Origin of the sequence: Ensifer soli (assembly GCF_041928815.1) — a bacterium.
Taxonomy (GTDB): Bacteria; Pseudomonadota; Alphaproteobacteria; order Rhizobiales; family Rhizobiaceae; genus JBHFEI01.
In genome coordinates, this window is sequence record NZ_JBHFEI010000006.1 from 243,149 (window position 1) to 265,926 (window position 22,778).

25 protein-coding genes are annotated in these 22,778 nt (G+C 65.9%); 15 read left to right on the forward strand and 10 right to left on the reverse strand.

Features of this window, described 5'->3' with window-relative positions; translation table 11 throughout:
• Positions 1–12: 12 nt before the first annotated feature.
• Both ACEVQ6_RS11575 and ACEVQ6_RS11580 read right to left on the reverse strand, forming a co-directional pair.
• Entirely contained in the window at positions 13–711 is a 699-nt protein-coding gene (locus tag ACEVQ6_RS11575) for a ferredoxin (protein ID WP_374889125.1), read from the reverse strand.
• 107 nt (positions 712–818) lie between these two features.
• Positions 819–2,384, reverse strand: coding sequence for a trimethylamine methyltransferase family protein (locus tag ACEVQ6_RS11580; protein ID WP_374889126.1), 1,566 nt, complete (start codon positions 2,382–2,384; stop codon positions 819–821).
• A 345-nt stretch (positions 2,385–2,729) separates the two neighbouring features.
• Between ACEVQ6_RS11580 and ACEVQ6_RS11585 the strand changes: the two genes are divergently transcribed.
• Positions 2,730–3,428, forward strand: a complete 699-nt coding sequence (locus tag ACEVQ6_RS11585) for a corrinoid protein (protein WP_374889127.1) — start codon at positions 2,730–2,732, stop codon at positions 3,426–3,428.
• Between the two features lie 55 nt (positions 3,429–3,483).
• On the opposite strand, the gene ACEVQ6_RS11590 is transcribed toward ACEVQ6_RS11585, so the two are convergent.
• Positions 3,484–3,645 carry an entericidin domain-containing protein gene (locus tag ACEVQ6_RS11590; RefSeq protein WP_374889128.1) on the reverse strand — a complete coding sequence of 54 codons (162 nt, stop codon included), beginning with the start codon at positions 3,643–3,645 and terminating at the stop codon, positions 3,484–3,486.
• Between the two features lie 39 nt (positions 3,646–3,684).
• On the opposite strand from ACEVQ6_RS11590, the gene ACEVQ6_RS11595 reads away from it, so the two are divergent.
• From ACEVQ6_RS11595 to ACEVQ6_RS11640, 10 genes are all read left to right on the forward strand, one after another.
• Entirely contained in the window at positions 3,685–4,305 is a 621-nt protein-coding gene (locus ACEVQ6_RS11595; RefSeq protein ID WP_374889129.1) for a DUF1638 domain-containing protein, read from the forward strand.
• A 120-nt stretch (positions 4,306–4,425) separates the two neighbouring features.
• Entirely contained in the window at positions 4,426–5,070 is a 645-nt protein-coding gene (locus ACEVQ6_RS11600; protein WP_374889130.1) for an exopolysaccharide biosynthesis protein, read from the forward strand.
• A 19-nt stretch (positions 5,071–5,089) separates the two neighbouring features.
• Positions 5,090–5,863, forward strand: a complete 774-nt coding sequence (locus ACEVQ6_RS11605; RefSeq protein ID WP_374889131.1) for a formyl transferase — start codon at positions 5,090–5,092, stop codon at positions 5,861–5,863.
• Between the two features lie 107 nt (positions 5,864–5,970).
• Positions 5,971–6,273 (forward strand): virulence factor, encoded by a 303-nt coding sequence (locus ACEVQ6_RS11610; RefSeq protein WP_374889132.1) that lies wholly within the window; start codon positions 5,971–5,973, stop codon positions 6,271–6,273.
• On the forward strand, positions 6,266–6,844 hold the full coding sequence (locus ACEVQ6_RS11615) for a methylenetetrahydrofolate reductase C-terminal domain-containing protein (protein WP_374889133.1): 579 nt from the start codon (positions 6,266–6,268) through the stop codon (positions 6,842–6,844). Before ACEVQ6_RS11610 ends, ACEVQ6_RS11615 begins: the two co-directional genes overlap by 8 nt.
• Positions 6,845–6,848: 4 nt before the next feature.
• Positions 6,849–7,943 carry a methylenetetrahydrofolate reductase gene (locus ACEVQ6_RS11620; protein ID WP_374889134.1) on the forward strand — a complete coding sequence of 365 codons (1,095 nt, stop codon included), beginning with the start codon at positions 6,849–6,851 and terminating at the stop codon, positions 7,941–7,943.
• A gap of 67 nt (positions 7,944–8,010) precedes the next feature.
• Entirely contained in the window at positions 8,011–8,973 is a 963-nt protein-coding gene (locus tag ACEVQ6_RS11625; RefSeq protein ID WP_374889135.1) for a methyltetrahydrofolate cobalamin methyltransferase, read from the forward strand.
• A 22-nt stretch (positions 8,974–8,995) separates the two neighbouring features.
• On the forward strand, positions 8,996–9,337 hold the full coding sequence (locus tag ACEVQ6_RS11630) for a hypothetical protein (RefSeq protein WP_374889136.1): 342 nt from the start codon (positions 8,996–8,998) through the stop codon (positions 9,335–9,337).
• A 53-nt stretch (positions 9,338–9,390) separates the two neighbouring features.
• Entirely contained in the window at positions 9,391–11,436 is a 2,046-nt protein-coding gene (locus ACEVQ6_RS11635; protein WP_374889207.1) for an ASKHA domain-containing protein, read from the forward strand.
• Between the two features lie 60 nt (positions 11,437–11,496).
• Complete coding sequence (locus ACEVQ6_RS11640) at positions 11,497–12,555, forward strand: DNA topoisomerase IB (protein ID WP_374889208.1); 1,059 nt, start codon at positions 11,497–11,499, stop codon at positions 12,553–12,555.
• On the opposite strand, the gene ACEVQ6_RS11645 is transcribed toward ACEVQ6_RS11640, so the two are convergent.
• Positions 12,556–13,440 (reverse strand): LysR substrate-binding domain-containing protein, encoded by an 885-nt coding sequence (locus ACEVQ6_RS11645; protein ID WP_374889137.1) that lies wholly within the window; start codon positions 13,438–13,440, stop codon positions 12,556–12,558. It lies immediately after the preceding gene.
• Positions 13,441–13,558: 118 nt separating this feature from the next.
• On the opposite strand from ACEVQ6_RS11645, the gene ACEVQ6_RS11650 reads away from it, so the two are divergent.
• The 3 genes from ACEVQ6_RS11650 (at position 13,559) to ACEVQ6_RS11660 (ending at position 15,519) form a co-directional block, all read left to right on the forward strand.
• A complete protein-coding gene (locus tag ACEVQ6_RS11650; RefSeq protein ID WP_374889138.1) occupies positions 13,559–13,780 on the forward strand; it encodes a hypothetical protein in 222 nt (73 codons plus the stop codon).
• 104 nt (positions 13,781–13,884) lie between these two features.
• A complete protein-coding gene (locus ACEVQ6_RS11655) occupies positions 13,885–14,097 on the forward strand; it encodes a hypothetical protein (RefSeq protein ID WP_374889139.1) in 213 nt (70 codons plus the stop codon).
• Positions 14,098–14,514: 417 nt separating this feature from the next.
• The gene (locus ACEVQ6_RS11660) at positions 14,515–15,519 is read left to right on the forward strand and encodes a GlxA family transcriptional regulator (protein ID WP_374889140.1); all 1,005 of its coding nucleotides are present in this window, start codon (positions 14,515–14,517) and stop codon (positions 15,517–15,519) included.
• Positions 15,520–15,623: 104 nt separating this feature from the next.
• Here ACEVQ6_RS11660 and ACEVQ6_RS11665 read toward each other — a convergent pair whose 3' ends face one another.
• The 6 genes from ACEVQ6_RS11665 to ACEVQ6_RS11690 all read right to left on the reverse strand — a co-directional run bounded on the left by ACEVQ6_RS11665 (position 15,624) and on the right by ACEVQ6_RS11690 (position 22,245).
• Positions 15,624–16,946, reverse strand: coding sequence for a GGDEF domain-containing protein (locus ACEVQ6_RS11665; RefSeq protein ID WP_374889141.1), 1,323 nt, complete (start codon positions 16,944–16,946; stop codon positions 15,624–15,626).
• 284 nt (positions 16,947–17,230) lie between these two features.
• Complete coding sequence (locus ACEVQ6_RS11670) at positions 17,231–18,064, reverse strand: response regulator (RefSeq protein WP_374889142.1); 834 nt, start codon at positions 18,062–18,064, stop codon at positions 17,231–17,233.
• Positions 18,065–18,226: 162 nt separating this feature from the next.
• On the reverse strand, positions 18,227–18,490 hold the full coding sequence (locus ACEVQ6_RS11675) for a hypothetical protein (RefSeq protein ID WP_374889143.1): 264 nt from the start codon (positions 18,488–18,490) through the stop codon (positions 18,227–18,229).
• Positions 18,491–18,642: 152 nt separating this feature from the next.
• Positions 18,643–21,162: a mechanosensitive ion channel domain-containing protein gene (locus tag ACEVQ6_RS11680; protein ID WP_374889144.1), complete on the reverse strand. Its 2,520-nt coding sequence runs from the start codon at positions 21,160–21,162 to the stop codon at positions 18,643–18,645.
• Positions 21,163–21,198: 36 nt separating this feature from the next.
• Positions 21,199–21,759 (reverse strand): DUF924 family protein, encoded by a 561-nt coding sequence (locus ACEVQ6_RS11685; RefSeq protein ID WP_374889145.1) that lies wholly within the window; start codon positions 21,757–21,759, stop codon positions 21,199–21,201.
• Between the two features lie 144 nt (positions 21,760–21,903).
• Positions 21,904–22,245 carry a hypothetical protein gene (locus ACEVQ6_RS11690; RefSeq protein WP_374889146.1) on the reverse strand — a complete coding sequence of 114 codons (342 nt, stop codon included), beginning with the start codon at positions 22,243–22,245 and terminating at the stop codon, positions 21,904–21,906.
• A 224-nt stretch (positions 22,246–22,469) separates the two neighbouring features.
• Here ACEVQ6_RS11690 and ACEVQ6_RS11695 point away from each other — a divergent pair, with 224 nt between their 5' ends.
• On the forward strand, positions 22,470–22,736 hold the full coding sequence (locus ACEVQ6_RS11695; protein WP_374889147.1) for a hypothetical protein: 267 nt from the start codon (positions 22,470–22,472) through the stop codon (positions 22,734–22,736).
• Positions 22,737–22,778: the final 42 nt, after the last annotated feature.

The window sequence follows — 22,778 nt, forward strand, 5'->3', positions numbered from 1 at the left end:
AAGGCACAGCGATCAGCGGCCGACCATCGCCTCCATATGGAAACGCAATTGTTCGGGCGGATAACGCAGCGCTGCCCCGACCGGGCAGGCGTTGCGGGCCTGGCAACCGGCGGCGATACAGTGTGATCCGGCAACGGTACCTGTCACATAGGCATGGCAGGTCGCGGCATCGAAGCCGGTCGCGGTAACAGCGCCTGCGGGACAGGCGGACCCGCAAGGCTTCCCGGCGCAGCTTTGACACGGAGGCGGATGCCATGCCGGTTCCGGCTCCGGCCAGGGCAAGCAAAAGCCGAGGGCCGCCCGATAGGCATGCCACAGCCCATGTTGCGGATGGATCAGGATGCCGAGCGGCGACCGCGACAGGCCTTCGGCGCGCATCGCCCATTGCTGGAAAGGCTGGTAGGGGCGGTCGGACGGGTAGAAGGCGACGGCACCATGGGCCGTGGCAATGCCGCCGACGACCGCCTTCGACCAGCGATCCAGCGGATCGGCAAGCGATTGCGACTGCGTCGCCCTCCAGCGACGGAAAGGCGACCACAGCGAACCGCCGACCGGCCCGACGAGAACGATCGAGCGGACCAGTGCAGGCGAACCGTCCGGCCCCGCCTCGTCCGAACCGAAGGAGAAAGCGCCGCGCAGAAACAGGCCATGGGCGGCGAGATCCTGCCGCAGGCGATCGACCTCGATCGGAGAGGGCGTCCGCGTCTTCATTTCGGTTTCGGCCCCTGCCGATGGTAGTGCGGCCGCCAGACCTCCTTCTGGATCAGGTCGGCCACCTGCCCCGCTCCGCCTTGCTCCCTGGCGAGATCGGGATCGCTTCAGGTGAAGGCGTCGGGCATCGAGTCCTTCCGCCCCGCGATATAGGCAAGCAGCGCCTCGTCGAGCGCGGCGTCGAGCGGCGGCGCCTCGTAATGGTCGAGCCAGGACCGGGCCAGGGCGTTGGCCCGCTCCTCGATCCGCTTCTGCCCCTCGACTTCCCATTGCTCGAACGAGTTGTTGTCGGCGAGCGGGGAACGGTAGAAGGCGGTCTGGAAGTTCGCCTGGGTGTGCGCGCAGCCGAGATAGTGGCTGCCCGGGCCGACCTCGCGGATGGCGTCCAGCGCCTGGGCGTTTTCGGAAAGATCGACGCCCTCGGCCATCTTCTGCATCATGCCGAGCTGGTCCTGGTCGATCATGAACTTCTCGTAGGACGAGACGAGGCCGCCCTCCAGCCATCCGGCCGCGTGCAGCACGAAATTCGTGCCGGCGAGCAGCGTCATGTTCAGCGTATTGGCCGATTCGTGCGCGGCCTGCGCATCGGGAACCTTGGAGGCGCAGAGCGAGCCGCCGGTGCGGAACGGCAGGCCGAGCCGCCTTGCGAGCTGCGCCGCGCCGTAGGAGACGAGCGAGGGTTCCGGCGTGCCGAAGGTCGGCGCGCCCGACTGCATCGAGATCGAGGCGGCGAACGTGCCGAACAGCACCGGCGCGCCCTTTCGGATCAGTTGGGTGAAGGCGGCACCGGCGAGCACTTCGGCAAGGATCTGCGTCAGCGTGCCGGCGACCGTCACCGGGCTCATCGCGCCGGAGAGGATGAAGGGCGAGATGACGCAGGCCTGGTTGTGCCGGGCATAGACCTTGAGCGCGCCGACCATCGTCTCGTCGAAGACCATCGGCGAGTTGGCGTTGATGAGGTTCAGCGTCACGCAGTTGTTCTCGACGAAATCGTCGCCGAAGACCAGCTTCGCCATCGCCACCGTGTCCTCGGCGCGTTCCGGCGCCGTCACCGAGCCCATGAACGGCTTGTCGGAATATTTGATATGGCTGTAGACCATGTCGAGATGGCGCTTGTTCACCGGCACGTCGACCGGCTCGCAGACCGTGCCGCCCGACGAATGCATCGATGGCGCCATATAGGCCAGTTTCACGAAATTGCGGAAATCCTCGATCGTCGCATAGCGGCGGTTGCCCTCGAGGTCGCGGACGAAGGGCGGGCCGTAGACGGGGGCGAACACGGTCGCCTTGCCGCCGATCTCAACGCTGCGGGCGGGGTTGCGCGCATGCCAGGTGAACACCGGCGGGGCGCTCTTCAGGAGGTCGCGGCAGAGACCCTTCGGGAAATGGACGCGCTCGCCGCGCACGTCGGCGCCGGCCGCCTTCCAGAGCGCCAGCGCCTCGGCGTCGTCGCGGAACTCGATGCCGATCTCCTCGAGAACGAGGTCGGCATTGGCCTCGATCAGTGTGAGGCCTTCCTCGTCGAGGACCTCGTATTCGCGGATCCGGCGGGTGATGTAGCTCTGCTGCGGCCCGGCGCCGCCGCCGCTGCGCGAGGCACGCCGCGCCGCGGCACCCCGACCCTCGCGGCTCCTGCGCCCCGTCGTCTCCTGCACAGCCTCGATATCCGTCATGATCGTCCTCTCCCGCCTCCAGGCCCGCCGCGCGGCCGGACCGAATACAAAGCGCTCTTTCACGTTTTCGACTATGCTACCAACCGGCGGAAGCGGCGATGGTCTCGCAGCGCCACGATTTGGCGCAGCTTAGACACATGCGGCGGCAACGAAAATCCTCATGGCGCGAATATCTTGTTTTTGTTAGGCTTTGACACCAGGTCCGGAACGGCGGCCAAGATCCCGTCGTTTTTCATCGCATGCGACGTCGTATTCGAAAGGGGAATCCGCGATCATGGGCACTAGGATCGACAGGCGGCGGAATCTCGCACCCGAAGCGCGCGCCGGGAACTGAGGAAACCTGACATGGCAGACGACGACATCATTCTCGAGGAGCTTTCCGACGAGGAACTCGTGCAGCAGATGCATGACGACCTCTATGACGGACTGAAGGAGGAAATCGAGGAGGGGACGCGCATCCTGCTCGACCGCGGCTGGGCGCCCTATGACGTGCTGACCCAGGCGCTGGTCGAAGGCATGCGCATTGTCGGCATCGACTTCCGCGACGGCATCCTCTTCGTCCCCGAGGTGCTGCTCTCCGCCAATGCGATGAAGGCGGGCATGACGATCCTGCGCCCGCTGCTTGCCGCCACCGGCGCGCCGAAGCAGGGCAAGGTCGTGATCGGCACCGTCAAAGGCGACATCCACGACATCGGCAAGAACCTCGTCGGCATGATGATGGAAGGTGCGGGCTTCGACGTCGTCGATCTCGGCATCAACAACCCGGTCGAGAACTATCTCGACGCGCTGGAACGCGAGAAGCCGGACATCCTCGGCATGTCGGCGCTTCTCACCACGACGATGCCCTATATGAAAGTGGTCATCGACACGCTGAAGGAAAAAGGCCTGCGCGACGATTACATCGTGCTCGTCGGCGGCGCGCCTCTCAACGAGGAATTCGGCAAGGCGATCGGCGCCGATGCCTATTGCCGGGATGCCGCGATCGCGGTGGAGACGGCGAAGGATTTCCTGAAGCGGCGCCACAACCAGCGCGCCGGCGCATAAATACAGAAAAGGCGACGCCGTTTCGGGGTCGCCTTTTCCATGCCATGAAGGCCGGTCAGTTCTGGGCGGCGCGGTCGACGCTGCGGCCGGCGTCCTGCGTGGCATCGACGGCGTTGGCGGTGTCACGGCCGACGCCGCGGATCGTGTTGCCGCATGCGCTCAGCGTGGCGACGCTTGCGAGCAGGATGCCGATGGTTGCGATGGTCTTGACCTTCATATGCTTATGTCCTCGATGATGGGTCCAACGAAAGCGGCGATGACACCGTCCACTTCGCCGGGGAAACGCGCGATCGCGGGAAAAGTTCACGTGATCGCCTGCGGCGCGATCGCGCGCGAGGTGCTGGCCGTCTGCGAGGCAAACGGGCTCTCCCACATCGAGCTCACCTGTCTGCCGGCGATCTTTCACAACACCCCGGAAAAGATCGTTCCGGGACTTCGCTCGGCGGTGGCGGACATCCGCGAGCGGAGCGACGGGCGGATTTTTATCGGCTATGCCGACTGCGGCACCGGGGGCCTGCTCGACGCCTTCTGCCGCGAAGAGGGCATCGCGCGGATCGAAGGCCCGCACTGCTATTCCTTCTTCGCCGGCAATGCCGACTTCGCCGGAAGGTGGGAGGACGACATTACCGCCTTCTTCCTCACCGATTTCCTGGCCCGCCAGTTCGAGGCCTTCGTGATCGAGCCGCTCGGCCTCGACCGGCATCCCGAATTGCGCGACATCTATTTCGGCCACTACCGCAGGCTTGTCTACCTGTCGCAGCAGCATGACCCGACCCTCGAGGAGAAGGCGCGCCGGGCCGCCGAGAGGCTGGGGCTTGCCTTCGAGCATCGCCACACCGGCTATGGCGACCTGACCCGCGCCCTGGTCGACGCCTGACGGCGCGAAACCGTCCGTTAGGGTTTCCGCGATTTTAGCCATCTGCCGGCGAGGCAGGTTAAGCGGCCGATAAATGCCCCCACGCCATTCTGCCGGCAGTGCAGACACGAGGGGAACGGGATGACGCAGGCAGCAACGATCGCGGGCGAGCCGGCCGCAGCCGCAAGCAGGACGGAAACGCGCCATCTCTCGCATGTCCTCCTGGCGCTCTCCGCGCAGGCGACGGGCAAGGTCAGCGTCCGGGACATCTCCGTCGCGCTCGCCGACCGCTCCTTCGGCGCGTTTCTCGTCGTCTTCGCGCTGCCGAACCTCATCCCGCTGCCGCCCGGCGCCACCTGCATTCTCGGCCTGCCGCTGATCTTCGTCGCCTGGCAGATGGTCGCCTCACGCCAGAGCCGCATCTGGTTGCCGAGACGGCTTGCCGACTATGCTTTCGAGAGCGCCGCTTTCGCCGACATCGTCCGGCGCATCATGCCCTGGCTGGTCAGGGCCGAACGGCTGGTGAAACCACGGGCCTGGTTCCTCGACGGCAGGGTCGGCGAGCGGACGACAGGGCTGCTCGCCCTTGTCCTCGCGATCGTCGTGTTCCTGCCGATTCCGCTCGGAAATTTCCTGCCCTCGGTCGCGCTCGCGATCATCGGCTTCGCCCATACCGAACGCGACGGGCTGGCGCTGGCCGCCGGCTGCGCGCTCGGCCTCGTGTCGCTGATCGTCGCCTTCAGCGTGGTTCTGGCGGCCGGGGCGGTCTTCGCTCTCCTGTTCTGACGCATCGGGAACCGATCCCATGACGACACAACCGCCCCGCATCGTCGTCGTCACCGCCGGCGGGCTGAACCCGCAGGTGATGATCAACGCGCTCGTCGCCCATTTCGGCTCGGTCACCGTCCTGCGCGAACAGCCGGAATCGAAGGCAACCTTCCTCCGGCGCCGCGCACGGATGCTGGGAATGGCGACGGCCTGCGGACAGCTCGCCACCATGGTCGTGTCGAGATTCGGGAAGCGGCTGATGCAGCGGCGCACCCGAGAGATCCTCGACCAGTACGGCGCTTCGGCGGCCGAGAACACCGCCGCGACCGTCATCCCGATCGGCTCGATCAACGGCGATGACGGCCACCGGGCGCTTCGCTCGCTGGCACCGGAGGTCGTCTTCCTGATCAGCTGCCGGATGCTCTCGCGGCGAACGCTCGCCCACATCCCTTGCCCGGTCATCAACTTCCATGCCGGCATCAATCCCGCCTATCGCGGCCTGATGGGCGGATACTGGGCGCGCGTCAACGGCGACGAGGAAAACTTCGGCGCGACGGTGCACCTCGTCGACGAGGGCGTCGACACCGGCGGCATCCTCTACCAGGCGCGGATGACGCCGTCCGCGTCCGATACGCTGCACACCTATCCGCTGCTGCAGACGGCGGCGGCCACCGGCATCGCCATCCGCGCCATCGAGGATGCGCTGGCCGGCAGGCTCCGGACGCTCCCCGCCGAGGGGCCTTCGCGGCAGTGGTATCATCCGCCGGTCTGGACATGGCTCTACCATGGCCTCGCGCGCGGAATCTGGTAGAAGCTCCAGGGACGGCGTCGCTTTTAAGCACGGCTTTCGTCGTGGCGAGAGAGGCGGGCGGCGGCCCGGGCGGCGCATTGTCCGCCCAAGAGGAGTTTCGACAAGCCATGCCCGATCGCATCATCGTCTACTGGCGTGACATCCCCGCGCAGGTCATCATCAAGCAGGGCCGCAGAAGCGCCAAGCGCGAGCTGTCGCTGCGCTTCACCGAGGCGATCGACATGGCGGCGATGCGCAGCGGCGCCGCCGAGACCGACGCCTATCTCGCCGAATGGCGAAAGGGCGACCCCACGCCCGTCGGCGACGACCTCGAAGCCGAGGCGGACATCGCCGTCGCCGAGATCGAGGCGGCCTATGACCGCGAACGCCTCGTGGCGCTGGCCAAGGCCGGAGGCCGCGACAATGGCTGACGCCGCACCGCAGAAGGGAAATGCCGCGCCGCAGAAGAAGGCCGCGACCGGCGCCTATACGCCGGCCGGCGTCTCGCCCAACCGGCGCGCGCGCCGCAGCTATGCCGTCAGGCTCTGGGCCGTGCGCCATTCGCGCTTGCTTGAATGGTTCTACAGCCGCTTCGCCAACATGTTCCTGGCTCTGCACCCGGTGTGGAAAGCGCTCGGCTATGCCCGCGTCGAAGGGCCGGTGACCTTCGTCGAGCGCAACGTCAAGGGCTTCCTGTTCGACTGTCGCATGTGCGGCCAGTGCGTGCTGTCGTCGACGGGCATGTCCTGCCCGATGAACTGTCCGAAACAGCTGAGAAACGGCCCCTGCGGCGGCGTGCGCGCCAACGGCAACTGCGAGGTCGAGCCGGACATGCCCTGCGTCTGGGTCAAGGCCTGGGAAGGATCGCGCGCCATGGTCAAGGGCGATGCCATTCTCATCGTGCAGAAGCCGGTGAACCAGTCGCTGCGCGAAACCTCCGCCTGGCTGAGGGTCACTGCACAGGCGGCGGACGCTCGTGAACAGACGGGCAAGGGTGTGTGACGGCATGGCGCATATAGACGAAAATCCGCTCGGCGTGCACCTGCCGCTCGACGCGCTGCCCGGCCATTCCTCGCTCGGCCGGCTGGAACGGGTGCTCAGGCGCGGCGAATTCGCCGTCACCGCCGAACTGAACCCGCCGGACAGCGCCGACCCGGAAGACGTCTATGCCCGCGCCGCGATCTTCGACGGCTGGGTCGACGGCATCAACGCGGTCGATGCCTCCGGCGCCAACTGCCACATGTCCTCCGTCGGTATCTGCGCGCTGCTCACCCGCATGGGCTATGCGCCGATCATGCAGATCGCCTGCCGCGACAAGAACCGCATCGCCATCCAGGGCGACGTGCTCGGGGCCGCGGCGATGGGCGTCGCCAACATCATGTGCCTGACGGGCGACGGCGTGCAGGCCGGCGACCAGCCGGGCGCCAAGCCCGTCTTCGACCTCGACTGCATGTCGCTGCTCGAGACCGTGCGCACCATGCGCGACGAGAAGAAGTTCCTTTCCGGTCGCAAGCTGACCACGCCGCCGAAGGTCTTCCTCGGCGCGGCGATCAATCCCTTTGCGCCGCCCTACGATTTCCGTCCCTACCGGCTCGGCAAGAAGATCGAGGCCGGCGCCCAGTTCGTCCAGAGCCAGTACTGCTTCGACGTGCCGATGTTCCGCGACTACATGAAGAAGGTGCGCGACCTCGGCTTCCACGAAAAATGCTTCATCCTCGTCGGCGTCGGGCCGATGGCCTCGGCGAAGACGGCGAAGTGGATCCGCTCCAACGTCCCCGGCATCCATATTCCTGATTCGGTGATCAAGCGGCTCGAAGGCGCCCAGGACCAGAAGAAGGAAGGCAAGCAGCTCTGCATCGACATCATCAACGAGGTGAAGGAGATCGAGGGCGTGTCCGGCGTCCATGTGATGGCCTACCGGCAGGAAGAATATGTCGCCGAGATCGTCCACGAGTCCGGCGTTCTGAAAGGGCGCACCCCGTGGAAGCGGGAAGCCAATCCCGGCGACAGCCGCGTCGCCGAGCGCATGGGCGCGATCAAGGGCGGGCGCACGGAGAACCAGCAGGAGATGGCCGGGGCCGCAGCGCAGCAACCGCATTGACCTTTTCGCCAGACCACGACATTCGTCCCATTGCGGCGCCCTGCGCCCTCCGACAGAAGGATCGACCATGACCCGCACCATCGTTGCCTCCGCCACCCGTGAAATCGTCATCGGCTTCGACCAGCCCTTCTGCGTCATCGGCGAGCGGATCAACCCGACCGGCCGCAAGAAGCTCGCCGCCGAGATGATGGCCGGCAATTTCGAGACGGTGATCAAGGACGCGCTGGAGCAGGTGGCAGCGGGCGCGACCATGCTCGACGTCAATGCCGGCGTCACCGCGGTCGATCCGAACGCGACTGAACCGGGCCTGCTGATCCAGACGCTGGAGATCGTCCAGGGCCTCGTCGACGTGCCGCTCTCGATCGACAGCTCCGTGACGGCGGCGATCGAGGCGGGCCTGAAGGTCGCGAAAGGGCGGCCGCTGGTCAATTCCGTCACCGGCGAGGAAGAAAAGCTCGAGGCCATCCTGCCGCTCGTCAAGAAATACGACGTGCCGGTGGTGGCGATCTCAAACGACGAGACCGGCATTTCGATGGACCCGGACGTTCGTTTCGCAGTTGCGAAGAAAATCGTCGAACGCGCGATGGATCATGGTATAAAGCCCGAGGACGTCGTCGTCGATCCGCTGGTCATGCCCATCGGGGCGCTCGGCGATGCCGGCCGTCAGGTCTTCGCGCTGCTCAGGCGCCTGCGCGAGGAGCTGAAGGTCAACACAACCTGCGGCCTGTCGAACATTTCCTTCGGCCTGCCGCATCGCCACGGCATCAATGCCGGCTTCATTCCGATGGTGATCGGTGCCGGCATGACCTCGGCGATCATGAATCCCTGCCGCCCGCAGGAGATGGAAGCCGTGCGTGCCGCCAACGTGCTGAACGGCACGGACGCGAACTGCGCCAACTGGATCATGACCTATCGCGACCACAAGCCGGCCGAAGCCGGTGCCGCAGCCGCCACCGCCGCTCCGGCGCCCGCGGGCGGACGGCGCGGTGGCCGCGCGGCGCGGGCGGGCGCCGGTGCAAGGACGGAATGATCCGTCCGGAAAGACAGGACGAATGTTTGCAAGTGCCGCATTGATGCAGGAAATGTCCGCCCTGTGGTTCACCGCCCCGATGGTGATCGCGACCAGGACGCAGGAAATGATGATGGCGGCGATGGCCGGCCGCTCCTCCGACTCCAAGGAGATGCACCGGATGGTGACGGAGAAGCTCGCCGCCGCCGGCGAGAGCATCGTCGCCTTCAACATGGCCGTCGCGGCGGAAAGCATGACGTTCTGCCTCGCCGTCGCCACCGGCCGCATGGCCGGCCTTGACGCGACGGCGAACCGGCTCGCGGTCGCGGCTCTCAAGCCTTATGGAAAGCGCGTGCGCGCCAATGCGCGCCGCCTGTCGAAATAGGAATTCTCCCCGTGTCGCTCAGCGAAAACAGGGCCGACCCCCTCGTCCTCTTCATGCCGTCGGGACGGCGCGGGCGCTTCGCGGTCGGCACGCCGGTCCTCGATGCGGCCCGCGCGCTCGGCGTCTATGTCGAAAGCGTGTGCGGCGGACGCGGCATTTGTGGCCGCTGCCAGATCGAGGTGCAGGAAGGGCAGTTCGCCAAGCACGGCATCACCTCGGCGAACGAGCACATCTCCGGATTCGGCCCGAAGGAAATCCGCTACGCCTCGCTGCGCGAACTGAAGGACGGCCGCCGTCTCTCCTGCTCCGCCACCATCCTCGGCGATCTCGTCATCGACGTGCCGCAGGACATCGCCGTCAACGCGCAGGTGGTGCGCAAGGCGGCCGACGAGCGGGTGATCGCCCGCAACGCCGCCGTCCATATGTGCTATGTCGAGGTGGAAGAGCCCGACATGGAAAAGCCGCTCGGCGATCTCGACAGGCTGAAGGCCGCACTGGCGCGCGAATGGAAACTTGATGCCGTCGACGTCGACTTCCATGTCCTGCCGGGCCTGCAGACGATCCTGCGCAAGGGCGAATGGAAAGTCACCGTCGCCATCCACCGCGACCAGGCCGAGGAACGGCCGCGCATCGTCGCCATCCACCGCGACCAGGCCGAGGAACGGCCGCGCATCGTCGCCGTCTATCCGGGCCTGAAGAACGAGGCCTATGGCATTGCCTGCGACATCGGCTCGACGACGATCGCCATGCATCTCTCCTCGCTGCTCTCCGGCCGCACCGTGGCCTCGGCCGGCACATCGAACCCGCAGATCCGCTTCGGCGAAGACCTGATGAGCCGGGTCTCCTACGTGATGATGAATCCCGACGGGCGCGAGGCGATGACCCTTGCCGTGCGCGAGGCGCTGAACGGGCTGATCGACAGGGTCTGCGCGGAAGGCGGCGTCTCGCGCGCGGACATTCTCGACGCCGTCTTCGTCGGCAATCCGATCATGCACCACCTCTTCCTCGGCATCGACCCGACGGAACTCGGCGGTGCCCCCTTCGCGCTGGCCGTCTCCGGCGCCGTGCATCTGAAGGCCTCCGAGATCGGCCTGCCGCTCAACCCCGGCACGCGCGTCTACGTGCTTCCGTGCATCGCCGGCCATGTCGGCGCCGATGCGGCCGCCGCCACGCTGACGGAAGGCCCGTACCGCCAGGACGAGATGATGCTGCTCGTCGACATCGGCACCAATGCCGAGATCGTGCTCGGCAACCGCGCGCGGACGCTCGCCGCCTCCTCGCCGACCGGCCCCGCCTTCGAGGGCGCGGAGATCTCCTCCGGCCAGCGCGCCGCCCCCGGCGCGATCGAGCGCGTGCGCATCGATCCGGTGACGCTCGAACCGCGCGTGCGCGTCATCGGCATCGAGCCCTGGTCGGACGAACCGGGTTTCGCCGAGGCGGCGGCGAAGATCCCCGTCACCGGCATCTGCGGCTCCGGCATCATCGAGGTCGTGGCCGAGATGTATCTCGCCGGCCTCGTTTCCGAGGACGGCGTCATCGACGGGTCGCTTTCCGCCCGCTCGCCGCGCATCCTCGAGAACGGCCGCACCTTCTCCTATCTGCTGCACGACGGCACGCCGCGCATCACCGTGACGCAGAACGACGTGCGCGCCATCCAGCTCGCCAAGGCGGCGCTTTATGCCGGCATCAAGCTGCTGATGGACAAGCAGGGCATCGACCATGTCGACCGCATCGGCCTTGCCGGCGCCTTCGGCACCTTCATCGATCCGAAATATGCGATGGTGCTCGGCCTGATCCCGGACTGCGACCTCGATCGGGTCAAGGCCGTCGGCAATGCCGCCGGGACCGGCGCGCGCATGTGCCTGCTCAACCGCGACCACCGTCGCGAGATCGAGGACACCGTCACTCGTATCGAGAAGATCGAGACGGCGCTGGAGGCGAAGTTCCAGGAACATTTCGTCCATGCGATGGCCCTGCCGAACAAGGTGGACGCCTTCCCGCATCTGTCTGCCGTCGTCAGCCTTCCGGAACGTCGCGTCCCTTCCGCCGAGTCGGGCGGCGAATCCGGCGGAAGGCGTCGCCGGCGCACGCGGGAGTGAATCCGGAAGCCCTGTGGAACAAGCCGCCGGTGGCAACGTTCTCACGCTACCGTGAACCAGATCGCCCTCACCATCACCGCAAAACCCGCGCCCGCCGAAGAGGCGGAAGAGCGCCTCGTCTATCTGTCCGCCATCGAGGCGGGCATCTCGCGCAGGGCCGGCAAGAACGGTTTCCTCTATTATGACACAGGCGGGAAGAGGATCACCGACCGCGACGCGCTCGACCGCTTCGCCCGTCTCGCCATACCTCCGGCTTACACGGATGTGCTGATCGCCGAGGATTCCAACGCCCATCTTCAGGCGGTCGGCACCGATCTGCGCGGCCGGCGCCAGTACCGCTACCATCCGGACTGGTCGGCCGCGCGGGCACGCCAGAAATTCGCCCTGCTGCCGGCCTTCGCCGCCGCGCTTCCGGACATCCGCGCATGCGTCGACCGGGACTTGAGGTTGCGAAGGTCTGGCATGGCCAAGGCGCTCGCGACCGTCGTCGCCCTCCTCGACCGCCTGATGATCCGGGTCGGCAACGCCGTCTACGCCGAGGAGAACGGCTCCTATGGACTGACGACGCTGCGCAACCGGCATGTGAAGATCGACGGCGCGAATGTGCATTTCGCCTTCAAGGGCAAATCGGGCAAGGAATGGCGCCTCAGCCACAGCGACCGCAGGATCGCCGGCGCGATCCGCATGCTGCATGAATTGCCGGGCCACCATCTGTTCCAGTATGTCGACGAAGACGGGGAAAGCAGGCCGATCCGCTCCGAGGACGTCAATGCCTATATCCGCGATGCCTCGGGCGGCACCTTCAGTTCCCGCCAGTTCCGCACCTGGGGCGCGACGCGACTGGCGGCGATGGCACTCGCGGCGCAACCGCCGGCCGAAAGCGCGCGCGAACGGGCCCGCCAGATCAATGCGGCGATCGATGCCGTCGCCGCGAAGCTGGTCAACACGCGCGCCGTCTGTCGTGCGTCCTATGTTCACCCCCGCGTGATCGAAGACTTCGAGACGGGGGCGCTTGCAACGATCGCGCGCGCACGGTCGAGCCGCAGCGAGCGCCTCAGACAATGGATGGACGAGGAGGAGATCCGCGTGCTTTCCTGGCTGAAGCGGGCCGAAGGCTGATCAGCCGAGCGCCGAGAAGGCCTCGCGCACATGCTCGGCGACGGCGAGCACAGGCGGCGAGGGATTGTCGGCGATCTTGAGCCCGATCCGGTAGCTGCCGAGCTCGGGCAGGCCATCCTTTTCGCCGAGCTGCACCAGATCGCCCTGCACGAGATAACGCGGCAGCGGCGCGACCGCGAGATCGGCCTGGATGGCGGCGCGCTGGCCGGTCGTATGGGCACTGAGGAAGGCGACGCGAAAATTCCGACCCGCCTGCGTCAGGCGCTCGGTCGCATCGGCCCGCCAGACGCAGCCATCCTCCCACATCGACACCGGCAGCGGATCGCGCAGATGTGCCGTACCGCTGCGCGCGCCGGCCCAGACCAGCTTTTCATCGCAAAGGAATTCGCCGCCCGTCATGCTTTCCGCAGTCAGGCTGTTGTAGATGGCGATGTCCATGCGGTGTTCGTCGACGCGTTTGCGCATCGCCGTGCTCATGCCGATCGACACATCGACGGTGACGTTGGGATAGCTTTCGGCGAAGCGCTTCAGCACCTGCGGAAGAACGCGCTCACCGATGTCCTCCGGTGCGCCGACCCGCACGACGCCGCTCATGTCCGGCATCAGGAAGCGTGAAACCGCCTCGTTGTTCAGCGCCAGCAGCCGCCGCGCGAAGCCGAGCAGCACCTCGCCGTTCGGCGTCAGCGACACGGAGCGGGCATCGCGCAGGAAAAGCACGCAGCCGAGGGTCTCCTCGAGCTTCTTCACCTGCATGGAGACCGCCGACGGTGTCCGGTAGACGGTTTCCGCCGCGGTCGTGAAGTTGCCGGTTTCGGCGATGGCCACGAAGGTCTTCAGCACGTCCAGTTCGAGCAGCGGCAGCGCATGCCGGAACATCATGTTCATCGCGGGATCCTTCAATCAGAAATTCTGAACGATACGCTCATTTCATTTCGTTTGATTGAACCTCGAACGCGGCGCACAGTCAAGCTCGAAAGCAGCGGATCACAGAGGAGACGCACCGATGTCCATCCCCGTTTCGCCCGCAAGGATCCGGTTTCACGACAGTCATGCAACGCATCGCCTGCGCCTGACGGTCGATGCAGTGATTGCCCTCTGGCGGTGTCGCCGGGAGGCGCGCCGCATCGCCCGCCATCGCCGGCTCGCCTTCGACGCGCTCAAGCGCCTGCCCGACACTGTCCGCCGGGACCTCTACCCCGGCATCGACGCGATAAATCAGAAATGATGATGAATGACATCAATCATATTCGTTTGATTGATGAAAGCGGTTGCGGCATGGAAGAGAGCATGGTCGCGACCTTTTGATCCACCCTCAAAAGGAACCATCTTATGGCTTACATCACCTCCCCCGCCCTCGGCCGGCAGACGACAACGGCCGCTGCGGCGTCGTTCGTGCTGACGTCGCTCATGGCCGCGCATGCCCGTGTCTCGGCGGAACTGAAGCGGCGCAGCGATGCCCGCATGCTGGAATCGCTGCCCTACGAGACCTTGAAGGATATCGGCTTTCCCGTCGCAGGCAGCGGTTCCGACGCCCGGGCATGATCGACGGACCGTGCCGACCACGCGCCGGGCGCCCTGCCTCGGGCGACGGCAGGACATGAAAGGGCGTTCCACCACCGGCGGAACGCCCTTTCCTTTGCCTCGTCTTGGGTGCGTCGCAAAACGACGCCTCGTCAGATCTCGGCGATCGCGTCGCAATTGGAAAAGCAGGTCTCGTATGCCTGCGAATTAAGCACCGGCCCCGAATGTCGCGCATGGACCTCTTAGAGCGTTAGAGCGACGGAAACCGGTCATTTCTGATCGATTCACGACAAGCATCATTGTTTGTGATCGATCGATCCATGTCGCAATTCATTTGTCCCTTCCCTGTCGCCCGCATTCATGCCAATGTCGTATTCAGACAAGCGAGGCGGGTGCGCGCACGCAAGGAATAGCAACCGCCGCGCAAGGGACCCCGACATGACCAAGCCTCTGACGATCAAGCGTTCCCTCGTCTTCTTCCTCGTGCCCAATTTTTCGATGCTGCCCTTTTCCGCGGCAATCGAAACGCTCCGCATCGCCAACCGCATGCTCGGCTACGAGGCCTATACCTGGCGCCTGGCCTCCACGGACGGGCAGAAGGTCCTGTCGTCGAGCGGCATCGGGCTGGAGGTGAACACGTCCCTTGCCGACGAGCGCAAGTTCCTCGGCGGCGAGAACCGGCCGTCCATGGTGCTCGTCTGTTCCGGCATCTATGTCGAGGATTTCAGCAACAAGTCCGTGTTCGCCTGGCTGCGCGAGGTATACAATCGCGGCGTTTCCGTCGGCAGCCTCTGTACCGGCGCCCATGTGCTGGCGTCGGCCGGCCTGCTCACCGGCAAGCGCTGCGCCATTCATTGGGAAAACCTGCCGGGCTTTGCCGAAGCCTTCCCCCAGGTCGACGTCTTCGCCGATCTCTACGAGATCGACAGCAACATCTATACCTGCGCCGGCGGCACCGCCTCGCTCGACATGATGCTGAATCTGATAGACCAAGACTTCGGCGAGAACCTCGTCAACCGCGTCTGCGAGCAGGCGCTCACCGACCGCGTGCGCGGGCCGCACGACCGCCAGCGCCTGCCGCTGCGCGCCCGCCTCGGCGTGCAGAACGCCAAGGTGCTGTCGATCATCGAGGTGATGGAGGCAAACCTCGCCGAACCCCTGTCGCTGCTCGACATCGCCTCCGACGCGGACCTGTCGCGGCGCCAGATCGAGCGCCTGTTCCGCCAGGAGATGGGCCGGTCGCCGGCACGCTACTATCTGGAGATCCGCCTCGACCGGGCCCGCCACCTGCTGCTCCAGTCGTCGATGCCGGTGGTGGAGGTGGCGGTCGCCTGCGGCTTCGTCTCCGCGTCGCATTTTTCCAAGTGCTATCGCGAGCTTTACAACCGCTCGCCGCAGCAGGAGCGCGCCGAGCGCAAGCTGACCCTGCAGGCCGTCCGCTAGGGCCTGTCCAGCCGAGGCGGGACCGTTTCGGCATCGGCAATACGGCAGGAACAAGAGAAGAGAGCGCTATTGACCGAGGCGCGATCGAGTGCTGTGCCGTCGCCTCAGGAGGCGGCGAGGAGCATCATCTTGCTCTCCGACATGACGCAATTCCGCCCGGCACTTTTCGCCATGTAGAGGAACTGGTCGGCGGCATTCAGGTAGTTGTCGAAGGATTCGCGCGCGGCGATCAGGGCAAGGCCGATCGAGATGGTGATCGAGATTTCCTCGTCGTCGGCTAGCACGCGGGTCTTGGCGATTTCCAGACGCAGCGCGTCGCAGAAATAGCCGGCGTCCTCGATCGACAGGCCGTTGAAGAGGATGCCGAATTCCTCGCCGCCGAGGCGGGCGAGCAGATGTTCCTCGCCGACGAAGCTGCGCAGGCGCCGGGCCACCGCCTTCAGCACGAGGTCGCCGACCTCATGGCCATAGGTGTCGTTCAGCCGCTTGAAATGATCGATGTCGAAGATCGCGATGCAGGTGCTGAGATTGCGGCTCAGCGAGCGCTCGACGAGCCGCGGACCGGTCTCGAAGAAATAGCGCCGGTTGAAGAGGTCCGTCAGATAGTCGCGCGCGGCGACGCGGTGCAACGCCCGCACCCGGGCATGGATCTTCGCCACCTGGAACAGGCGGCGTTCGAATTCCGGCATGGACAGCGGTTTGGCGAGGAACTCATTGCCGCCGCGATCGAAGAAACCGGCCGCCTCGGCGGGATCGGTGCCGAGACCGATGACCGCGACCTGCTCCTCGCTCGCCTGGCGGCGAATGCGCGTCAGCAGCGCGGCGCCGCCGGTGTCGCCGAGCGCCATGTCGACGACGACGATGTCGACGCTCGTTCCGGAGGCCAGCATCGACGAGACCTCGTCGCCCGTCAGGGCTTCGACGACGCGGAAGCGCTGGCGGCGAAGATGGCCGGCGAGCGCATCACGCTCCCACCTGTCCGGCATCGCCAGCAGCACGGTGGTTCCGACGCTGGTCAGCACGCGGTCGACCAGCACGATCACCTGCTGGATCGATTCGGGCTGGTGCTTGATGATGCAGCCGACGACATCGCGCTTCATCACCTCGTCGCGGGTGCGGTCGTTGAAGGCGGCGGTGAAGACAATCGCCGGAATGCCGTGCGCCACGACGAGGTCGAGCGCCTGGCAGTTCGGCGCGTCGGGAAGGTTGAGATCGAGGACGGCGAGCGCGAAGCCGCCTTCGCCGCCCTGCAGTTCGGCTTCGAGGTCCTTCAGGGTGGCACAATGGGTTACGTGCAGGCCGTAGGTCGTCTGGAGGCCAAAGGTGAGCGCCGTCGAAAACATCCGCGAATCCTCGATCAGGAGGATGCGCTGGTCGGAATGCTTCAGAATTCCCTGCCCCGCCAGGGGGCCGCCGCCAAAGCTCACGTCAAGGCCGTCCTTCGCTGAGCCGCCGCACCGGGGTTGAAACGCCGTCGCGTGCTCGGAAAATCGTCGTGTGGCATGGGATCCCGACACGGCAGCCGCGTCCGGATCCCACGCCGGAAAGTTCAACCCTCGTCACGCGTCAAAGCCGCGGCGTCCTCATGCGAGTGCGAGCGGTGGCGAGCGGAAAACGCCTGCCCCGAATGCCCTAAAGCGAGACATATCAAAGACCTCGGTCGTTGATATTGCGTAAACGCCCGGACACAAAGCTGCGGATGCCGGTCCCGTCAGGCGGGGACCGCCACCTTTTTTTCGGGCGCGCGCATGCGCGACAGCGTGTCGAGGTTCTGGTTGACGCGGCAATAGAATTCCTCGTTGACGAAGGGCCTGACGACGAAGTCATTGCCGCCCGCCTTGAGGAAACGGGCCGACAGCAGGCGGTTGGAAGAGGACGAGACCCCGATGATACGGATCTGGTGCGCCCCTTGCGCTGCCCGGATGCGCCGCGTCAATTCGAAGCCGTCGATATCCGGCATGTTGTAGTCGGTGATGACGAGGCCGATATCCGGGTTCTTGCGCAGCACATCGAGCGCCGCCGCGCCGCAGTCGGCCGTGCTCGTGCGGAAATTGTAGCGTTTGAGCTGCGTCGTCAGGATGGCGCGCGCCGTCGGGCTGTCGTCGACGATCAGCACGTGGTGCCGGTGGTTGGTGAGGAAGCGGCAGACCGATTCGGCCAGCATATCGACGGCGAAGACGCTGTCCTTGATGACGTAGTCGACGATGTCCTTGGCGATGATCGCCTCACGCATGCTCTCCTGGAACGTGCCGGTGAAGACGATGGTCGGAACGCTCATGTCGATCAGGTAGTTGAGCGCCTCGCCGTTTTCTGCGCCCGGAAGGTTGATGTTGGAAATGGCAAGTGCCGCCGGAAAACTGGCATTTTCGATGGCGAAGGTGAGGTCGTCAAAATCCTTGCAGACGATGACGTCGATATCGAACAGCTCCTTCAGCCGCTTCGACACCATGGATGCGAAAAGATTGGAGTCCTCCGCCAGCACGATCCGGTGCTGCTGCAGGGATTCGCCGGAATAATACATCCCGGACACGCCGAAAAATGACATGGACTGCCCGCCTGAAAAATGTCCCCCGCATGATGCTAGCCGGCAAAGGCTTGCCCGGCCGTTAACGAAAGCCGCGTGGGACGGCGAATATCGACGGGCCGGGCGCGAAAACGACCCAAAGCGGGACAGAGGCGGCGGGATACGCCCTCGCGGCGCATCGCTTTACTTCACGACGGCGGAGCCCTTGACGATCTCGACCGCCTCGCCGCCGGCAAGACCGATGCGGTCGCCATTCGGCAGGGTGATGAAGCAGCCGGCCTCGCACACCGTTTCCGTTCCGCCCGGCGCGATCGCCACCTCCATCGCGTTCTCGCCCTCGACGATCGTCACCACCGCCGTTTCGGCGTCGCTGTTGGTGATCGAGGCCGCACGCGCCGCTCCCGTGAGGGCGAGAGCGAGGACACATGCAGTCAGAACGCGTTTCATGGACATCCGGCGCCGATGCGCCGCCCCTTGGACCCCGGCCGGAACGATGCCATACCGCTCCTGTCGCCCGTCGGAACGCGGAAGCAACACTTCCGCTTCCTTGCGAGTGTATCTATCCGGGCGGCGCTGAACAGGGGGTGAATGCGGTAACCTCAGAGAAGGTCGGATGCGGCGCGGCGGCGTCGACGATGCCGGTTGCGGCTGGATCCCGCCGACTTCGCAGCGGCGGCCGCTTCGGTCTCGACGCGCATCGGCGTTTCCTCGGGCACCTTCGGTTCGAGCCCTTCGCCTTCGGGCGCAGCGTCCGTCACCGGCGGGTCCGCCTTGCTGAACGGCATGCCGAGGCCCTCGGCCCGGAAGCGTTCGAAGATCGCCAGCCTGAGGTCGTTGCGCACGCCGGCGCCGTTGACGATGTCGGCGAGGAACACGCGCAGTTCGAAGGTCATGGTCGCCTCGCCGAAGGCGCTGAAGACCGCGAGCGGGGCGGGGTTACGAAGGACGAGCGGGTGTCCGTCGGCGATCTCGGTCAGAAGATCCATCACCCGGCGCGGACTGACGTCGTAACTGACGACCACCGGGATATCGGTGCGGCCGAGCTTGTTGCGATGCGTCCAGTTGCCGACCGAGGCGTTGATGAACAGGGAATTCGGCACCATGATCGACTGGCGCTGGAAGGTCTCGATCTCGGTGGCGCGCACCGAAATGCGGCGCACGAAGCCCTCCGTCGTGCCGGTCACCACCCAGTCGCCGACCTTGAAGGGCCGCTCGACCAGAAGGATGAGGCCGGAGACAAAATTCGAGACGATGTTCTGCAGGCCGAAACCGACGCCGAGCGACAATGCCCCGGCGACGAGCGCGAGGCTGGAGAGATCGAGCCCGGCAGCCGAAATGCCGAAGAGACCGGCAAGGCCGACGCCGAGATAGCCGACGCCCGTGCGGATGGAATTGCGCACGCCGGCATCGACGCGCGAACGCGCCATGACATTGTTGTCGAGCCAGCGCTGGAACCAGCGCGTCACGACATAGCCGAGGATGAACAGAAGGACGCCGGCGAGAATCCCGACGAGCGAGATCGTGATCGTGCCGATGCGGATATCGGTGACCGCGCGGTAGGCGAAGGACTGGATGTCCGCGATCTGGAAGCCCCATTGCAGGAAGATCAGTGGCAGGAAGATAAAGGCGACCAGCGCATAGATGGCGAGACCGGCGACGAGGCCGATCTGGTCGAGGGTCACCTGCTCAAGGCCGAACCGGCTCTCCAGCTGGCGCCCGGCGACCGTGTTGGCGAAGGCGTTCTGCTTGGCGACTGCCTTGCCGGTCAGGAGACCGATATACATCGTCGCGACGACGGCGCCGGTGACGACGATCTGCGTCGCGATGAAGCGCGAGAGGCCGACATAGCCGGCGAGCGCCGAAGCGATCAGCACCGCACCGGCGAGAAGCAGCAGCATCCGTATGGCCCGCGGCCAGGGCCGGCCGGCGTCCGATTCCTCGCCGCTCGCCGAAACAAGCGGACGGATGAAGGACATGGCGATCAGGATCAGGCCGATGACGATCGAGGCGACGAAACTTTTCACCACGGTGAGCACGACCGGCGAGCCCAGCACCTCGCTGACGGTGCCGAGCACGAAGTCGAGCGTGTTGACCACCGCCATGGCGAGGATCGTCCAGGACAGCAGGCGGGCGCCGCGATCCGACACCGCCACGAGGCGCCAGGCCGGATCGGCGGGCGCCAGCACGGCCCGGGTCAGCGTCGAGAGGAAAAGCATGGCGACGGCGGCCGCAAGCGTGATTGACACGATCGGCGCGATGTCCGTCCTCAACACGTTGAAGCTCTGGAGGAACAGATAGCTCGACGCGGCGAAGGCGCAGGCCGCGACCGTCGGGATCAAGGTCGAGAAGAAGGCCGTCGACAGGCGGGTGAGGTAGCCGGGCTCGCTGTCCGAACGGCGTCGCCCGACCAGCGGCGAGAACAGCCGGTCACTGCCCGCGAGGAAGAAGAGCCCCGCGCACAGTGAAAGGAAAATGGCGGAAAGAAGCTGTACTTTTTTGAATTTCCATACAAAATTCAGCCAGCTCTGCACGTTTCGCGCCAGCACCTGCCGCTCGACGGACAGCGCTGCCCAGCCATCCGAAAGCACTGTCCGGTTGATGTCGGTATATTTCAGCAGCGTGTTGGAAAACAGCGCGCGCCGGGTCGCGGTGATCGATTTCGACAGTTGCGTCGCGGCCACCGAGAGCGTTTCGGCCTGGCCGGTCAGCGCGTTGATCTCGCCGCGCTCGGCATTCAGCCGGTCGCGTTCGGCCGTGACAGCGGCGGCCTCGGGCGGCGCGCCCTCGCCCGGCGGATCGCCGAGCTCCGTCAGCCGCGCCTTGATCTCGTCGAGCCTCGGGCGGCTTGCGACGGAGAGGGCGAGGATCCGCTTGGCGACGTCGTCGACCTCCACCTTCAGTTCGGAAAGGCGCGTATCGTCAGTGCTGAAGCGGGTCGCGAGGTCCGTGAGCCGGTCGAGGTCCTTGCGCATTCCCTCGAGCTCGCTCGTGCCGGCGGAGGCTTCGGCCGCGGGCGCGGGCGTCGCGTCGGGCTGCTGCGCCGGCGCGACCGTCGAAAGCGCGAGAGAGAACCACAGAGCCGCGATCAGGCGGACGACGATCAGGCGGAGGGTGGTCATCGGCACGGGAGAGGATCCTTCAGGCGGCGCCGGCGGTCAGAAGCCAGCGCCCGGCTCGGCCAGGTAAGCCTGCTCGGCATCGGTGGACGCGCGGCCAAGACTGGCGTTGCGATGCGGGAAACGTCCGAAGCGGCGGATGACGGCGAGATGGCGCTCGGCATAGTCGAGATAGAGCGGATGCCCGAGCGCGGTCATCAGGTCGACGCTGCGCAACTGGTCGTCCAGCGCCTCCGAATGCTCGAAGGGAAGGTAGAAGAAGACGCGCCGATCCTCGGCGACCGCCTGGTCCGCACCGGCGGCGAGAGCCGCCCGCGCCTCGCGCAGAGCCAGGCCGTCCGTGGCAAAGGCGAGCGGTGTGGCGCGGTACATGTTGCGCGGCAGCTGGTCGAGGACGATGATCGCCGCGAGCCGGGCCTCGGGCGTGTCGCGCCAGACGAGGCCATCCTGCCGGGCAAGCGCCAGATGGGTCGCGCGAAAACGGCGCACGCATTGCGCGTCAAGCGCATCGGAGGCCTGGAACCACTGTTCCGGCGCCAGTTCCTCGAACCAGAAGGTCAGGACCTCTTCGGGCGTGCAGACGCTTTCGGATATGATCATGGCCGGCCTCTCCCTTGGCTGCGCTGTCGCGGGCACCGGCAGATATACCGCATCAATGCCGGCGCGACAGGGGCAAAGACGCCCTCCTTCCCGCCCGATTGCGGCAGGAGCGCGGCGCGTGGAGGAGAGCCCGGCGACCGGCCGTCAGCGTTCGCGCAGGAGACCGGGAACGGTCAGGCCGCCCGGCCCGTATTGCCTGCGGCCCGATTCGCAGGCACTCGGCGCGTCGCCGCGCCGCATCTCGCCTTCGCGGGCATTGGCCATGGCGTCGATCACCTCGTAGTCGCGCCTGTGCCGGCCGATCTGCTGGCCGATGGCGATCGTGGTCACCGAGACCGTATCCATTTCGAGGGACGGACAGACCCGGGCGAGCGCCACGACATCGGCGATCTTTTCCATCAGGTCGTCGCGGACGCCGGCCGCGAGGGCGGACGAGGGAGAAAAAACAGGAAGGAGAAAGAGCATGAAGGAAGCATACAGTCTCATGAAACGACCGTCTCCGTGGCACCTCCCTTGAGGCCATAGTGACGCATCTGGCCGCCAAGGCAAGGGGGCGTCCCGGCGCCGCGCATGCTCCGCGCAAGGTCCGCGCAGCATCGGGGAGATTTTTCTTTCGGCGCGGATACGGACGGGAACAAAAGGGCGGTGCATTCGTATAGCATGGTCGGGAAACCACTCCGCCTTCACCACCCTTCCTCCGGAGTTCGAGCATGAAACGCATCGCCCCCGCTCTCGCCGGCCTGCTGCTCCTCAGCGCCTGCACGACGCCCGCGCCGCTGGAGCCGATCCCCGGCAGCATCACCTACAACGGCCAGCCGCGAACGCGGCTGACAAAAGCGCCGGTCGGCAGTCTCCTTTCGCACCAGTTCAACGACGCGTTCGGACGCCGGGTCTACGAGACCTATGTCGTCGAACCGGACCGCTCTCTCCGCCTCGTCAACCGGCGCCGCGCCGTCGCGTTCTTTCCGAGCCCCTGACCGGAGGCAAGACGCGTGATGTCCCTGTCCGGTTGCACCCTC

Bases quoted from the DNA above. Each gene is read 5' to 3' on its own strand.
- ACEVQ6_RS11615 (WP_374889133.1), top strand. From the start codon at position 6,266: ATGGCTGACGCCGCACCGCAGAAGGGAAATGCCGCGCCGCAGAAGAAG.
- ACEVQ6_RS11660 (WP_374889140.1), top strand. From the start codon at position 14,515: ATGACCAAGCCTCTGACGATCAAGCGTTCCCTCGTCTTCTTCCTCGTG.
- ACEVQ6_RS11650 (WP_374889138.1), top strand. From the start codon at position 13,559: ATGTCCATCCCCGTTTCGCCCGCAAGGATCCGGTTTCACGACAGTCAT.
- ACEVQ6_RS11625 (WP_374889135.1), top strand. From the start codon at position 8,011: ATGACCCGCACCATCGTTGCCTCCGCCACCCGTGAAATCGTCATCGGC.
- ACEVQ6_RS11575 (WP_374889125.1), bottom strand. From the start codon at position 711: ATGAAGACGCGGACGCCCTCTCCGATCGAGGTCGATCGCCTGCGGCAG.
- ACEVQ6_RS11680 (WP_374889144.1), bottom strand. From the start codon at position 21,162: ATGACCACCCTCCGCCTGATCGTCGTCCGCCTGATCGCGGCTCTGTGG.
- ACEVQ6_RS11685 (WP_374889145.1), bottom strand. From the start codon at position 21,759: ATGATCATATCCGAAAGCGTCTGCACGCCCGAAGAGGTCCTGACCTTC.
- ACEVQ6_RS11585 (WP_374889127.1), top strand. From the start codon at position 2,730: ATGGCAGACGACGACATCATTCTCGAGGAGCTTTCCGACGAGGAACTC.
- ACEVQ6_RS11675 (WP_374889143.1), bottom strand. From the start codon at position 18,490: ATGAAACGCGTTCTGACTGCATGTGTCCTCGCTCTCGCCCTCACGGGA.
- ACEVQ6_RS11590 (WP_374889128.1), bottom strand. From the start codon at position 3,645: ATGAAGGTCAAGACCATCGCAACCATCGGCATCCTGCTCGCAAGCGTC.
- ACEVQ6_RS11695 (WP_374889147.1), top strand. From the start codon at position 22,470: ATGAAACGCATCGCCCCCGCTCTCGCCGGCCTGCTGCTCCTCAGCGCC.
- ACEVQ6_RS11610 (WP_374889132.1), top strand. From the start codon at position 5,971: ATGCCCGATCGCATCATCGTCTACTGGCGTGACATCCCCGCGCAGGTC.
- ACEVQ6_RS11600 (WP_374889130.1), top strand. From the start codon at position 4,426: ATGACGCAGGCAGCAACGATCGCGGGCGAGCCGGCCGCAGCCGCAAGC.
- ACEVQ6_RS11635 (WP_374889207.1), top strand. From the start codon at position 9,391: ATGCCGTCGGGACGGCGCGGGCGCTTCGCGGTCGGCACGCCGGTCCTC.
- ACEVQ6_RS11645 (WP_374889137.1), bottom strand. From the start codon at position 13,440: ATGAACATGATGTTCCGGCATGCGCTGCCGCTGCTCGAACTGGACGTG.
- ACEVQ6_RS11670 (WP_374889142.1), bottom strand. From the start codon at position 18,064: ATGTCATTTTTCGGCGTGTCCGGGATGTATTATTCCGGCGAATCCCTG.
- ACEVQ6_RS11595 (WP_374889129.1), top strand. From the start codon at position 3,685: ATGACACCGTCCACTTCGCCGGGGAAACGCGCGATCGCGGGAAAAGTT.
- ACEVQ6_RS11620 (WP_374889134.1), top strand. From the start codon at position 6,849: ATGGCGCATATAGACGAAAATCCGCTCGGCGTGCACCTGCCGCTCGAC.
- ACEVQ6_RS11630 (WP_374889136.1), top strand. From the start codon at position 8,996: ATGTTTGCAAGTGCCGCATTGATGCAGGAAATGTCCGCCCTGTGGTTC.
- ACEVQ6_RS11580 (WP_374889126.1), bottom strand. From the start codon at position 2,384: ATGACGGATATCGAGGCTGTGCAGGAGACGACGGGGCGCAGGAGCCGC.
- ACEVQ6_RS11690 (WP_374889146.1), bottom strand. From the start codon at position 22,245: ATGAGACTGTATGCTTCCTTCATGCTCTTTCTCCTTCCTGTTTTTTCT.
- ACEVQ6_RS11605 (WP_374889131.1), top strand. From the start codon at position 5,090: ATGACGACACAACCGCCCCGCATCGTCGTCGTCACCGCCGGCGGGCTG.
- ACEVQ6_RS11655 (WP_374889139.1), top strand. From the start codon at position 13,885: ATGGCTTACATCACCTCCCCCGCCCTCGGCCGGCAGACGACAACGGCC.